The organism is Kosakonia sp. AG348 (genome assembly GCF_003337365.1).
In the GTDB taxonomy this organism is placed as follows: Bacteria; Pseudomonadota; Gammaproteobacteria; order Enterobacterales; family Enterobacteriaceae; genus Kosakonia.
The window spans coordinates 415,548-427,974 of sequence record NZ_QPJR01000004.1 but is presented as its reverse complement, the minus strand read 5'-3'; the positions used below and the strand labels follow the sequence as shown (position 1 = coordinate 427,974).

The 12,427-nt window shown below is 58.9% G+C and carries 14 protein-coding genes and 1 riboswitch; of the genes, 13 read left to right on the top strand and 1 reads right to left on the bottom strand.

Annotation, left to right across the window (positions count from 1 at the left end):
- Window positions 1-69 precede the first annotated feature (69 nt).
- The 3 genes from sbmC to DFO56_RS12355 all read left to right on the top strand — a co-directional run bounded on the left by sbmC (window position 70) and on the right by DFO56_RS12355 (window position 2,230).
- On the top strand, window positions 70-543 hold the full coding sequence (sbmC, locus tag DFO56_RS12365; RefSeq protein ID WP_020454264.1) for a DNA gyrase inhibitor SbmC: 474 nt from the start codon (window positions 70-72) through the stop codon (window positions 541-543).
- 126 nt (window positions 544-669) lie between these two features.
- Entirely contained in the window at window positions 670-1,728 is a 1,059-nt protein-coding gene (locus tag DFO56_RS12360; protein WP_045510623.1) for an FUSC family protein, read from the top strand.
- A 166-nt stretch (window positions 1,729-1,894) separates the two neighbouring features.
- Window positions 1,895-2,230: a DUF496 family protein gene (locus tag DFO56_RS12355; RefSeq protein WP_020454262.1), complete on the top strand. Its 336-nt coding sequence runs from the start codon at window positions 1,895-1,897 to the stop codon at window positions 2,228-2,230.
- 25 nt (window positions 2,231-2,255) lie between these two features.
- On the opposite strand, the gene DFO56_RS12350 is transcribed toward DFO56_RS12355, so the two are convergent.
- Window positions 2,256-3,122, bottom strand: coding sequence for a GHMP kinase (locus DFO56_RS12350; protein ID WP_045510620.1), 867 nt, complete (start codon window positions 3,120-3,122; stop codon window positions 2,256-2,258).
- A gap of 440 nt (window positions 3,123-3,562) precedes the next feature.
- Window positions 3,563-3,745: riboswitch (cobalamin riboswitch) on the top strand.
- Window positions 3,746-3,843: 98 nt separating this feature from the next.
- Between DFO56_RS12350 and DFO56_RS12345 the strand changes: the two genes are divergently transcribed.
- The 10 genes from DFO56_RS12345 to DFO56_RS12300 are packed head-to-tail and all read left to right on the top strand — an operon-like array spanning window position 3,844 to window position 12,417.
- Window positions 3,844-5,217 (top strand): cobyrinate a,c-diamide synthase, encoded by a 1,374-nt coding sequence (locus tag DFO56_RS12345; RefSeq protein WP_045510617.1) that lies wholly within the window; start codon window positions 3,844-3,846, stop codon window positions 5,215-5,217.
- Entirely contained in the window at window positions 5,214-6,170 is a 957-nt protein-coding gene (gene cbiB / locus DFO56_RS12340) for an adenosylcobinamide-phosphate synthase CbiB (protein WP_045510615.1), read from the top strand. Before DFO56_RS12345 ends, cbiB begins: the two co-directional genes overlap by 4 nt.
- Window positions 6,171-6,181: 11 nt before the next feature.
- Entirely contained in the window at window positions 6,182-6,814 is a 633-nt protein-coding gene (locus tag DFO56_RS12335; RefSeq protein ID WP_045510819.1) for a cobalt-precorrin-8 methylmutase, read from the top strand.
- Window positions 6,811-7,950 carry a cobalt-precorrin-5B (C(1))-methyltransferase CbiD gene (gene cbiD, locus DFO56_RS12330; RefSeq protein WP_045510612.1) on the top strand — a complete coding sequence of 380 codons (1,140 nt, stop codon included), beginning with the start codon at window positions 6,811-6,813 and terminating at the stop codon, window positions 7,948-7,950. Before DFO56_RS12335 ends, cbiD begins: the two co-directional genes overlap by 4 nt.
- Window positions 7,944-8,549, top strand: coding sequence for a cobalt-precorrin-7 (C(5))-methyltransferase (locus DFO56_RS12325; RefSeq protein ID WP_045510609.1), 606 nt, complete (start codon window positions 7,944-7,946; stop codon window positions 8,547-8,549). Before cbiD ends, DFO56_RS12325 begins: the two co-directional genes overlap by 7 nt.
- Window positions 8,539-9,108 (top strand): decarboxylating cobalt-precorrin-6B (C(15))-methyltransferase, encoded by a 570-nt coding sequence (locus DFO56_RS12320; RefSeq protein WP_045510606.1) that lies wholly within the window; start codon window positions 8,539-8,541, stop codon window positions 9,106-9,108. The genes DFO56_RS12325 and DFO56_RS12320 overlap by 11 nt, the downstream gene beginning before the upstream one ends.
- Window positions 9,101-9,874, top strand: coding sequence for a cobalt-precorrin-4 methyltransferase (locus DFO56_RS12315; protein WP_045510603.1), 774 nt, complete (start codon window positions 9,101-9,103; stop codon window positions 9,872-9,874). Before DFO56_RS12320 ends, DFO56_RS12315 begins: the two co-directional genes overlap by 8 nt.
- Window positions 9,855-10,910 (top strand): cobalt-precorrin 5A hydrolase, encoded by a 1,056-nt coding sequence (gene cbiG / locus DFO56_RS12310; RefSeq protein WP_045510601.1) that lies wholly within the window; start codon window positions 9,855-9,857, stop codon window positions 10,908-10,910. Before DFO56_RS12315 ends, cbiG begins: the two co-directional genes overlap by 20 nt.
- Window positions 10,910-11,635: a precorrin-3B C(17)-methyltransferase gene (locus tag DFO56_RS12305; protein WP_045510598.1), complete on the top strand. Its 726-nt coding sequence runs from the start codon at window positions 10,910-10,912 to the stop codon at window positions 11,633-11,635. Before cbiG ends, DFO56_RS12305 begins: the two co-directional genes overlap by 1 nt.
- Window positions 11,632-12,417 carry a cobalt-precorrin-6A reductase gene (locus DFO56_RS12300; RefSeq protein ID WP_045510594.1) on the top strand — a complete coding sequence of 262 codons (786 nt, stop codon included), beginning with the start codon at window positions 11,632-11,634 and terminating at the stop codon, window positions 12,415-12,417. The genes DFO56_RS12305 and DFO56_RS12300 overlap by 4 nt, the downstream gene beginning before the upstream one ends.
- Window positions 12,418-12,427 lie beyond the last annotated feature (10 nt).

Genomic DNA, 12,427 nt, shown 5'->3' with positions numbered 1-12,427 from the left:
GTTGCAGATGGCAGGCGCAGGCCTGCCCGTTATACTGTATGTTCGAACAGTAACGCTAAGGGAGTTAGTATGAGCTACACAGTCAAGCAGTGTGAAAAACGCCGTATCGCCGGGTTTCATCTGGTCGGGCCGTGGGACGAGAAAGTTAAACAGGGATTTGCACAGCTGTCGATGTGGGTTGATAACAAGCAGATCCAGCCGCTGGAGTGGATTTGCGTTTATTACGACAACCCGGATGAAGTACCCGCAGAAAAATTGCGGGCGGATGTGGCAATCACCGTTGACGCTGCGTTTCAGGTGCCAGCCAACAGCGAAGGGGTGATGACCACTGAGGTTCCGGGCGGCCAGTACGCGGTGGCGCAGGCGCGGGTTTACAACGAAGAGTTTGCAGCAAGCTGGGATCTCTTTTTCGATGAGTTGCTCGCCGATCAGGCGTTACAAATTTCGGCCGGACCCTGTTTCGAAATCTATCGCAACGACGGGCAGCGCGACGGTTACTGGGAGATTGAGATGTATATTCCGGTGGAATCGAAAGCGCTGTAAGCTGTAAACGCACGCAAAGGGACGTCAGGATCAAATTGGCGTCTCTTTTTTGTTTTAAAAGGTGATCTCTGCCACTGAAAAATCCTACAATTGCGCCTCTTTTTACTACTAGCCCGGAGAACGGCCGTGCGCCGCGACAAATCACTCAGCCCTTTTGAAATTCGTCTTTACCGCCATTATCGCGTCGTTCACGGCGTGCGCATTGCTCTGGCCTTTGTGCTGACTTTCCTGCTGATCCGCCTGCTGGATGTGCCGGAAGGCACCTGGCCATTAATAACGCTGGTGGTGCTGATGGGGCCAATTTCCTTTTGGGGGAATGTGGTACCGCGCGCTTTCGAACGTATCGGCGGCACTATCTTCGGGGCCGCACTGGGGCTGGTAGCGTTAAGGCTGGAGCTGATTTCTTTGTCGCTGATGCTGGTGTGGTGTGCCGTTGCGATGTTTATATGCGGCTGGCTGGCACTCGGTAAAAAACCTTATCAGGCGCTGATTATCGGCGTGACGCTCTCAGTGGTAGTCGGCGCGCCGACCGGGGATATGCATACGGCGCTGTGGCGCAGTGGCGATGTGATCATTGGCTCGCTGCTGGCCATGTTGTTCACCGGCATCTGGCCGCAGCGAGCGTTTTTGCACTGGCGCATTCAGATGGCGAATTACGTCACGGCGTTTAACCGGGTCTATCAGGCAGGTTTGTCCCGCAACCTGGTGGAGCGACCGCGTCTGGAAAAGCACCTGCAAAAAATTCTCAATGACGTGGTAAAAATGCGCGGCTTAATCACGCCAGCCAGTAAAGAAACCCATATCCAGAAAGCGATTTTTGAAGCTATCCAGACCGTCAGCCGTAATTTGGTGTGTATGCTGGAGTTGCAGATCAACGCCCACTGGAGCTCGCGCGCCAGCCATTTTGTCATGATCAATGCGAATACTTTGCGTGAAACGCAGCAGATGACGCAGCAGACGTTGCTGACCATTGCCCACGCGTTGTATGAAGGCAACCCGCAGCCGATTCTGGCAAACACGGAAAAGCTCAATGAGATTGTCACCGAGTTACGCCAGTTAAGCCGCGCGCATCAGGGGGATGCACTGGCCGAAACCTCGATTCATGGTTATGTCTGGTTAAGCCTGGAGCTGGCGCGCCAGCTGGAATTGTTATCGCATTTGATCTGCCGGGCATTGCGCAAATAAGCGGCAGATAGCCGCTGTACACAGTCTGGTTGTTTCGATTCAGCTGGATTTGTGGTTATGATAGGGAAAAGGAAAAATTATTGTCATATGCAACCGCTTTGGGTAGGTTTGCCTCTAAGCTTGTTGCGTTAACGAATCCGAATCTCACATTATCAGGGGTGTAAAAATGGAAACAACCAAGCCTTCGTTCCAGGACGTTCTGGAGTTTGTGCGTCTGTTCCGCCGCAAAAACAAGTTGCAGCGTGAAATTCAGGACGTTGAGAAGAAGATCCGTGATAACCAGAAGCGCGTACTGCTGCTGGATAACCTCAGCGATTACATCAAACCGGGCATGAGCGTTGAAGCCATTCAGGGCATTATCGCCAGCATGAAAACCGACTACGAAGATCGCGTAGATGATTACATCATCAAAAACGCCGAGCTGTCGAAAGAGCGTCGCGACATCTCCAAAAAGCTGAAAACCATGGGCGAACTCAAGCCGGCTGAAACGAAAACCGAATAATGCCTCGCGGTGAGAGGTTCGCCTCTCACCCTTCTTTCACGCCGCCCGCCACCATCTTCAATAAATAATTTTTCGGCCAGTGCGCCGCCAGTTCTCTCTTCGCTAAAAACCGGCAAACCGCCTCCACATCGTGACGTGCCGAATCCAGAAACAACCCCACCACGCTCCCGCTGTGCGCCACGTTCAGACCGTATAAACCGAACTGCTCCACCAGGTTGAGCAGGGTAGTGAACGCAGGTTTCGGCAATAGCGCCTGGCTGGCTATCGCGCTGAGCGTTGCGGCTTCGCCGAGCAGTGCGGCATCTTTTTGCGCGCACGCGCGCTGTAGCATTTGCCACGCGCTGTCCAGGTTTTTCGCATTGTCCAGCAGCGCCTGCTGGCGCGCCATCCGGTGATAATCTGCGGTCGTCAGCGTCAGCGGGCTTTCCAGTAGCAGGATCTCGGTGGGCGGCAGCGCGCCACAGGGAATGCGCGTTGCCGCCGTGTTGTGGTCAAACAGCGTCAGGCCTGAAAACAGGGTGCTGTCGGTCGGCTCCAGCGCCACGCAAAGTTGCGCCAGCGTCTCTTCATCCAATGATTGATTGAGGTGCCGGGCCGCCGCCACGGCTGTCGCCGCAATATCGGCGGTGCTGCTGGCCATGCCTTTCGCCACCGGAATTGTCGAGTGGCAGTCGATACGCAGGGTCGATGAGAGGGATGCGGGGAGTTGCCAGTGCGCCAGCAGTTGCCTGAGCATCGCGCGGGTGAGCGGGCGTTCATTGGCAAGCGGCGTACCGGTGGTGACTTCGACGTGGCTGTACCACGCCACCGGGCAGGAGACCAGCTTTTCGCCGCCGAGGATCCAGCCCTGGATAATTTCGCCGCAGGATGCGGGACATGCTGCCTGCGCCACGGTGCTTCCCCTTAAAAATAAAACCGGATAGTGTCACTTCATCCGCGCGAATGCCAGCGTTAACCACTGCCGGTATATGTCCATCAGGGCACGAAGCATACCCTGTTATTGCACTCGCAGATGGCTTTTACCTTCGGCAGGTAAGGATTTTCGCAGGATCGATAGTGCACAGCCTTTTCCGTCAGCGCTATCACCCGGCTGCGCCGGTATTTTTTACCGTCTGAGACGGTGTTGAATTACGCATGAAGTTTTCAACGCTAAAGATCGGTTGGCGAAAGCTGAATAAATCAGGTGTTGATAAAAACGGGCACGCCATACATTGTCTTAGCGCAACAAACTCGCGTTTACGCGACGATAAACTGCTTCAGTTTTATTTCCCTGCGGCAATCCAGTGCGCTTTGGGGAAATGTCATGAGAACGCGAACTCTGTTTTCGCGCCGTGACGCAATAAGCCAACAGGTTTTGCCGCCGCTTTTTGCGCGGCTGGGAAGGGGGTGAAAATCCCCCGCAGCCCCCGCTGCTGTGATGCTGACAACCCCGAAAACGCCACTGATCGCCAGATCGGGAAGGACGGGTGAGGATGACGCTAAGCCAGAAGACCGACCTGATGGGCCATTATCAACAACTTCGGTGGGAAGTGGGTTGCTCAGAAGCGAACGGTCGCAAGACCGGGCAAACGCGCGCCTGACTTCAGCTTTCCGCCCGTAATGGGGTGTCAGGAATGTCAAACCGGCGCAGCGCCTTTCTCCTTGCCGGAACCGGCAGCGGCTGTGGAAAAACCACCGTCACGCTGGGGCTGCTCACTGTTTTTAAGCGCCGTGGCTTACGCGTTCAGCCGTTCAAAGTTGGGCCGGATTACCTCGATACCGCCTGGCACAGCGCCGTTTCTGGCGTTGCCTCCCGCAATCTCGACAGCTTTATGCTGCCGGAACCCACGCTAAACGCGCTCTTTAGCGATCATGCTGCCGCATGCGATGTCGCGGTTATTGAAGGGGTGATGGGATTGTACGACGGCTACGGCACCGCCCCGGATTATTGCAGCAGCGCCGCGCTGGCAAAACAGCTCGGTGTTGCGGTGATTTTACTCGTTGATGGCAAAGCGGTGTCGACCTCCATTGCCGCCACGGTGATGGGTTTTCAGCACCTTGATCCGCAACTGCCGATTGCCGGCGTTATCGTGAACCGGGTCAACAGCGACAGCCATTTTCAGCTACTGAAACACGCCATTGAACGCTACTGCGCGCTCCCGGTGCTGGGCTATGTCCCGACCACGCCCGGCGTTGCGCTGCCAGAGCGCCATCTCGGGCTGGTGACCGCCCGTGAATCAGTGGTGGAAGCGCGGCCGTGGCACGATTTTGCCGGGCGTCTGGAGCAAACCCTTGATATCGACCAACTGCTGACGCTCAGCCAGGTCACGACCCTTCCCGCAGGACAAATGCCGCCGTTGCCGAATGTCGTTGCAGGGCTGACGCTGGCATTAGCCTTTGATGAAGCCTTCAATTTTTACTACCCCGATAACCTCGATTTACTGGAGCGTGCAGGTGTGCGCATTGCGCGCTTTAGCCCGCTGCGGGATCGCCAGTTGCCGGAATGCCAGATGCTGTGGCTGGGCGGGGGTTACCCGGAGCTGCATGCGCGGGCGTTATCAGAAAATACCCCGATGCTGGAGGCTATCCGCGCGGCGCATCGGCGCGGTGTGGCGATCTACGCCGAGTGCGGCGGGCTGATGTATCTCGGCACCGCGCTGCGTGATACGGACGGCGAAGAATGGCCAATGGCGAATGTGATCCCCGGTCTTAGCGTGATGGGCAGCAAACTGACCCGCTTTGGCTACTGCGAAGCCCGCGCCACGCAGCAGACCTTACTGGCGGCGGCGGGTGAAACCCTGCGCGGTCATGAATTTCACTACTCGGATTTCACCGCGCAAACGGCGGCGGTGCTTGACTGCCATAAAACCCGCGACGGCGAAGTACTCAAACGCTGGCAGGGCGGCTGGCAGGTTGGCAACACGTTCGCCAGCTACCTGCATCTGCACTTCGCCCAACGCCCGCAAATGCTCAACCACTGGTTTGCCGCCGCAAGGAGCGCGCAATGACGCTGCTTGCCTGGGCTGTGGCTTTTTTACTCGATCGGTTGCTGGGCGACCCGCCCCACTGGCCGCATCCGGTACGCTGGATTGGCGCGCTGATCAACCTGCTGCAAAGCATCGTGCGGCGCTGCTGCCATAGCGATAACGCGCTGCGCGTGGGCGGCGGTGTGATGTGGCTGGTGGTGGTCGGCGTGAGCTGGAGTCTGGCCTGGGGCGTGCTGGCGCTGGCGAACGCCATTCACCCGTGGTTCGGCTGGTGCATTGAGGTGTGGATGATTTACACCACGCTCGCCACCCGCTGTCTGGCAGACATGGCGCGGGAAGTGGAAAAACCGCTGCGCGAAGGGCTTCTGGCGCAAAGCCGCGAAAAACTCTCATGGATCGTCGGGCGCGATACCCGCCAGTTGCAGCCGCCGCAAATCACCCGCGCGGTGGTGGAAACGGTCGCCGAGAACACCGTCGATGGAGTGATTGCCCCGCTGTTCTTTTTACTGCTCGGCGGCGCACCGCTGGCGATGGCCTATAAAGCGGTCAACACGCTGGATTCGATGGTCGGCTACAAACATGAAAAGTACCGCGCCATCGGCATGGTCAGCGCCCGGCTGGATGATGTCGCCAATTTTATCCCGGCACGCCTGAGCTGGCTGCTGCTGAGCGTCGCCGCCTGCTGCTGCCGCCAGAATGCCCGCACCGCGTTGCGTATTGGTTTTCGTGATCGGAACAATCACAGCAGCCCGAACTGCGCCTGGCCAGAAGGCACCGTGGCGGGTGCGCTCGGCGTGCGCCTTGGCGGGCCAAATGACTACTTCGGCCAACGTGTCGACAAACCCTGGATTGGCGATGACACCCGCGCCATCGACGTGGAAGACATCGGGCGAGCCATCCGGATGATGTGGCTGGCCTCGACGCTGGCGCTGGTGCTGTTTGCACTGGTGCGTTTTGTGTGGATGGGAGCCTGAGGATGGAAAAGATGGATTATTTGCAGCAACCGCAGGCTATTGAAGCCAAAAGTTTTGTCATTATCGACGACATCATCAACGAGACGCGTCCCGATTACCGCTTTGCCAGCCCGCTGCATGAAGCGGTGATCAAACGGGTCATTCACACCACAGCGGATTTTGACTGGCTCGATATCTTATGGTTCTCCTCTGACGCGCTGGAAAGCCTGTGTACCGCGATTAAACAGGGCTGCACGCTCTACACCGATACCACCATGGCGCTTTCCGGTATTAACAAAACGCTGCTGGCGCAATTCGGCGGCGAAGTGCGGTGCTATATCTCCGATCCGCGCGTGGTGCGCCGCGCCAAAGCCGACGGTATCACCCGTTCGATGGCGGCGGTTGATCTGGCGCTGGGCGAAGAGGGCGGCAAAGTGTTTGTCTTCGGTAATGCGCCCACCGCGCTGTTTCGCCTGCTGGAACATAACGCGCCGGTAAGCGGCGTGGTCGGCGTGCCGGTCGGGTTTGTCGGCGCGGCAGAATCGAAAGAGGCGCTGGTGGCGAGCGGTTTACCGGGCATTGCCGCTCGCGGGCGCAAAGGCGGTAGCAACGTGGCGGCGGCGATCGTTAACGCATTGCTTTACAGCCTGCGGGAGGCGCAATGAGCGAACAGGCGTTCGACGATCCGGTGTGGCACAACGGAAAAGCGCTGCGCAAAGGCTATACCACCGGCTCCTGCGCGACGGCGGCGGCGAAAGTGGCAGCGCTGATGGTGCTGCGCCAGCACCTTATTCACCAGGTGTCGATTGTCACGCCATCGGGTGTCACGCTGCGCCTGAACGTCGAATGTCCGCATGTGGAGGGGCTTCAGGCTGTCGCCGCGATCCGCAAAGACGGCGGCGATGACGTCGATGCCACGCACGGCATGCTGATTTTTGCCCGCGTCACGCTCAATGAAGAGGGGGAGATCATCCTGCGCGGCGGCGAAGGCATCGGCACGGTGACCCGCAAAGGCATTGGCCTGGCGGTCGGAGAGGCGGCCATCAACCGCACGCCGCGCCAGACTATCGAAGCCGCTGTGCGTGAAGTGATTGGCCCGACGCGCGGCGCCGAGGTGGAAATATTTGCCCCGGAAGGGGAAGCGCGGGCGAAGAAAACCTACAACGGCAGGCTCGGTATTCTTGGCGGCATTTCAATTATTGGCACCACCGGCATTGTCACGCCGATGTCAGAAGAGAGCTGGAAACGCGCGCTGGCGCTGGAGCTGGAGTTAAAACGCGCCGCCGGGATGGATCGGGTGATCCTGGTGCCCGGCAACCACGGCGAGCGTTTTGTGCGCGAACATCTGGGCGTATCGGGCGAACTTGTGGTCACCATGAGTAACTTTGTCGGCTACATGCTGGAAGAGGCGGTGCGCCTCGGTTTCCGGCATATCGTGCTGGTCGGTCACCCTGGCAAGCTGGTGAAAATCGCCGCCGGGATCTTTCACACCCACAGCCATATCGCGGATGCGCGCATGGAAACGCTGGTCGCACATCTGGCGCTGCTCGGTGCGCCGCACGCGCTGCTGCTGGCGGTGAGCGAGTGCGATACCACCGAAGCGGCAATGGAATACATCGACGCCGCCGGGTTCAGCCACCTTTACGATCACCTGGCAACCAGAATCTGTCAGCGTATCGACCAGATGCTGCGCTTTACGAACAATCCGCCGCAGTGCGATGCCGTGATGTTCTCCTTTGATAACAACGTGCTGGGTGCTAACCGTCCGGTTGAAGAAATTGCGAGGGATCTCAGATGTTGACCGTTGCCGGAATGGGGCCGGGCAATCTGGCGCTGATGACGCCGCAGGCACAGGAGGCGGTGGCGCAGGCTGAAGTGCTGGTTGGCGGTAACCGCCACCTGGCGCAGTTCCCCGATTTTGCCGGGCAACGGCGGGCGCTGGATGCCGATATCCCGGCTTTGCTGGCGTGGCTGGAAAAACACGCCGCGCGCAATGTCGTGGTGCTGGCCTCCGGCGACCCGTTGTTTTACGGCATCGGCACGCGGCTGGTGGCGCATTTTGGTATCGAACAGTTGCGCATTATTCCCGGCATCAGCGCCGCGCAGTACCTCTGCTCGCGCACCGGTATTGATATGAACGATATCTGGCTGACCAGCAGCCACGGGCGCGATGTCGATTTCGATGCCCTGGCGCGTGTCAGCAAGGTCGCGATGGTGACCGATGCCCGCTGCGGGCCAAAAGCCATTGCCGATGCGCTGATTTCGCGCGGGGCAGAAAAGCGCTGGCTGGTGATTGGCGAAAACCTCGGTATGGACAATGAACGTATCCACAGGCTGCGCCCTGCGGATGTGCAGGCGCATTACGAAATGAATGTGGTGGTGATCCTCGATGAAAGATGAGCGGTTTATTCGCGGTGAAAAGGTGCCGATGACCAAAGAGGCCGTGCGCGCAGTAGCGCTGTCAAAGCTGGCGCTGCACGATGCCCGCCACCTGATCGATATCGGCGCGGGCACCGGCAGTGTGAGCATCGAAGCGGCGCTGGCGCACCCGCAGTTGCAGGTCACGGCGATTGAACGCAACCCGGCAGCGCTCGGGCTGCTGGAAGAGAATTGTAAGCGCTTTGCTTGTCGCAATATCACCCTGATCCCCGGCGTTGCACCGCTATTCATTGAGCAGCCCGCGGACGCGGTGTTTATGGGTGGCAGTGGCGGCAATCTGACGCAACTTATCGACTGGTCACTGGCGCAGCTTAAGCCCGGCGGGCGGCTGGTGATGACTTTTATTCTGCAGGAAAACCTCAGTACCGCCCTGGCGCACCTGGCCGATTGCCCCGTCACTGCGCTGGATTGCCAGCAACTTCAGGTTTCCCAACTGACCTCGCTTGGCAGCGGCCACTACTTCAAAGCGCATAATCCCGTTTTTTTAATTTCCTGTGAAAAGGAGCAACACCATGGCTGAGCACGCGGATGCACAAAATGTCTGGTTTGTGGGCGCAGGACCAGGCGATAAGGAGCTCATCACGCTGAAAGGGTATCGCCTGTTGCAGCAGGCGCAGGTGGTGATTTACGCCGGTTCGCTGATTAATACCGAACTGCTGGAATACTGCCCGCCAGACGCAGAGTGCCACGACAGCGCAGAACTGCACCTTGAGCAAATCATTGACCTGATGGAAGCCGGGGTGACGGCCGGGAAAGTGGTGGTACGCCTGCAAACCGGCGATGTTTCTCTGTATGGCTCGGTGCGTGAACAGGGAGAAGTGTTAACCCGCCGTGGTATTCGCTGGCAGGTTGTACCCGGCGTCAGTGCGTTTCTCGGCGCGGCGGCGGAGCTGGGCGTGGAGTACACCGTGCCGGAGGTGTCGCAAAGCCTGATCATCACCCGCCTCGAAGGACGCACGCCGGTGCCGGAGCGCGAACAACTGGAGGCATTTGCCAGTCATCAGACCTCGATGGCGATCTACCTCTCGGTACAACGCATACACCGGGTGGCGGAACGTTTAATCGAAGGTGGTTACCCGCAGACCACGCCAGTGGCGGTTATTTATAAAGCGACCTGGCCGGAAAGCCAGACGGTGCGCGGCACGCTGGCGGATATTGCTGACAAAGTACGCGACGCCGGGATCCGCAAAACCGCGCTGATCCTCGTGGGGGCATTCCTGGGCGAAGAGTTCCACTACTCGCGGCTTTACGCGGCGGATTTTAGCCATGAATACCGCAAAGCCTGAATCGATAGCGCTGTTTTGCCTGACGCCGGGCGGTGTGGCGCTGGCGGCGCGTCTGCAATCTGCGCTGCCGATGACCTGTTTTACCAGTGAGAAACTTCTCGCGGCGGGGTTTCAGCCTTTTGACGGCAGTTTTGCCCAGGCGTTGCGCGAGGCGTTTTGTCACTTTTCAGCGGTGATTTTTATCGGTGCAACCGGCATTGCCGTGCGCGTTATCGCCCCGCTGGTGAATGACAAGTTTAACGATCCGGCGGTGATCGTCATTGATGAACGCGGACAGCATGTTATCAGCCTGCTCTCCGGGCATTGCGGCGGTGCGAATGCGCTGGCGCGTTATCTCGCGGCTGTGCTGGACGCCGATCCGGTGATCACCACCGCGACAGACGTGAACGATGTGGCGGCGCTCGACACGCTGGCCATCCAGCTGGATGCGCGAATGCAGGATTTTCGCGCGGCGGTAAAGACCATCAATCAGATGCTGGTCAGCGGTAAACGCGTTGGCCTGTGGTGTGACGCGGCGATGCGTGAGGACGTGGCGCGTTGCGATACACGCGGTTTTATCGCAGTGGATCGCCTCGATGCGTTACCGCAACTGGATGGCCTTGTGTGCGTGACCACACAAGCGGCGCTGCCGGTTCTCCCTGTGCCTGTTTTCAAACTGGTGCCGAAACGCATTGTGGCGGGGATGGGATGTCGGCGCGATACGCCCTTTACGCTGCTTTCGGCGCTGTTGCAACGCCAGTTGCAGACGAACGCCATTGACCCGCTGGCGCTGCGTGCGATTGGCAGCATCACCTTAAAGCAGAATGAAAAAGGGCTGATCCAACTGGCGCAAAGCCTGGGCGTGCCGTTTGACGTTTTCACGGCTGAGGCATTGCGGCAGCACGAACACCATTTTCCCGCTTCGGAATTTGTCCGTCACACCGCCGGAGTCGGAAGCGTCTCCGGCCCGGTGGCATGGCTGATGAGCGACGGGCAACTGACTGGCGAAACCCTGCGCGAGCAGGGCGTGACTATTACTTTGGGAGTTTCACACTGATGTTAACGGTAATCGGGATTGGCCCCGGCTCACAGGCAATGATGACCATGGAAGCCGTTGAAGCGCTGCAGGCGGCAGAAATTGTGGTCGGTTACAAAACCTATACCCATCTGGTGAAAGCCTTTACCGGCGATAAACAGGTGATCAAAACCGGCATGTGCAAAGAGATTGAGCGCTGCCAGGCGGCGATTGAGCTGGCGCAGGCAGGACATAACGTGGCGCTGATCAGCAGCGGTGACGCCGGGATCTACGGCATGGCCGGGCTGGTACTTGAGCTGGTGAACAAGCAGCAACTCGATGTGGAAGTCCGTCTGGTGCCGGGCATGACCGCCAGCATTGCCGCCGCCGCGCTGCTCGGCGCGCCACTGATGCATGACTTTTGCCATATCAGCTTAAGCGATCTGATGACGCCGTGGCCGGTGATTGAAAAACGCATTGTCGCGGCGGGTGAAGCGGATTTCGTTATTTGCTTCTACAACCCGCGCAGTCGGGGCCGCGAAGGCCACCTGGCGCGCGCGTTTGAACTGCTTACGGCCAGCAAAAGCGCCGACACGCCGGTGGGCGTGGTGAAATCTGCCGGGCGCAAAAAAGAAGAGAAATGGCTGACCACGCTTGGCGAGATGGATTTTGAACCCGTCGATATGACCAGCCTGGTGATTGTCGGCAACCGCGCCACTTATGTGCAAAACGGCCTGATGATCACGCCCCGGGGCTACACCCTGTGACCGCCGGGGAGGTGTTGGTTATCGGCGGTACCAGCGATGCACGGCAAATTTGCCAGCAACTGGACGCAGCCAATGTGTGCTACACGCTGTCGGTGGCGACACCGACCGGGCAGCAGCTGGCGGGAAATATTCGCGGTCAGGTGCGCTGCGGGCGGCTGGAGATGCGCGATATGGTCGCATGGCTGCAACACCACGGTACGCGCTGGGTCATTGATGCTTCGCACCCGTATGCCGATGCGGTGAGCCGCAATATTGCCGCGGCCTGCGAGCAGGCACAGGTGCTGCTCAGCCGTTATCAGCGCCCGGAGCAGTTAGCGGATTTAACCCATCCGTTGCTGTTTTATGTCGCCACGCTGGAAGAGGCCTGCGCCAAAGCCCGCGAACTGGGCGAGCGTATTTTGCTGACCACCGGCAGTAAAGATCTGGCGCGCTGGCGCGAAGGCTTGCCGGATAAAACCTTACTGGCACGGGTGCTTCCCGTGCCGGAAGTGGTGGCGCAGTGCGCGGAGCTGGGTTTTGGCGTTGGTGATATTTTCGCCCTCTGTGGCCCGTTCAGCGCCGGATTTAACGCCGCGTTTTATCGCCAGTATCGTGTGGAAGTGCTGATCACCAAAGCCTCCGGGGCGGAAGGCGGTTATCTGGAAAAAGTACAGCCCGCGCTGGATGCCAGCATCCCGTGCATCGTCATTGCCCGCCCGCAACCTGCGGTGAGCGGGGAAGAGTTACTCAACAGTCAGGATGCCTTCGCCGGGCGGTTGCGGCGCTGGCTGGAGGCACAGTGAGGAGAACAGC

Bases quoted from the DNA above. Each gene is read 5' to 3' on its own strand.
- sbmC (WP_020454264.1), top strand. From the start codon at position 70: ATGAGCTACACAGTCAAGCAGTGTGAAAAACGCCGTATCGCCGGGTTT.
- DFO56_RS12355 (WP_020454262.1), top strand. From the start codon at position 1,895: ATGGAAACAACCAAGCCTTCGTTCCAGGACGTTCTGGAGTTTGTGCGT.
- DFO56_RS12345 (WP_045510617.1), top strand. From the start codon at position 3,844: ATGTCAAACCGGCGCAGCGCCTTTCTCCTTGCCGGAACCGGCAGCGGC.
- cbiB (WP_045510615.1), top strand. From the start codon at position 5,214: ATGACGCTGCTTGCCTGGGCTGTGGCTTTTTTACTCGATCGGTTGCTG.
- DFO56_RS12335 (WP_045510819.1), top strand. From the start codon at position 6,182: ATGGATTATTTGCAGCAACCGCAGGCTATTGAAGCCAAAAGTTTTGTC.
- cbiD (WP_045510612.1), top strand. From the start codon at position 6,811: ATGAGCGAACAGGCGTTCGACGATCCGGTGTGGCACAACGGAAAAGCG.
- DFO56_RS12325 (WP_045510609.1), top strand. From the start codon at position 7,944: ATGTTGACCGTTGCCGGAATGGGGCCGGGCAATCTGGCGCTGATGACG.
- DFO56_RS12320 (WP_045510606.1), top strand. From the start codon at position 8,539: ATGAAAGATGAGCGGTTTATTCGCGGTGAAAAGGTGCCGATGACCAAA.
- DFO56_RS12315 (WP_045510603.1), top strand. From the start codon at position 9,101: ATGGCTGAGCACGCGGATGCACAAAATGTCTGGTTTGTGGGCGCAGGA.
- cbiG (WP_045510601.1), top strand. From the start codon at position 9,855: ATGAATACCGCAAAGCCTGAATCGATAGCGCTGTTTTGCCTGACGCCG.
- DFO56_RS12305 (WP_045510598.1), top strand. From the start codon at position 10,910: ATGTTAACGGTAATCGGGATTGGCCCCGGCTCACAGGCAATGATGACC.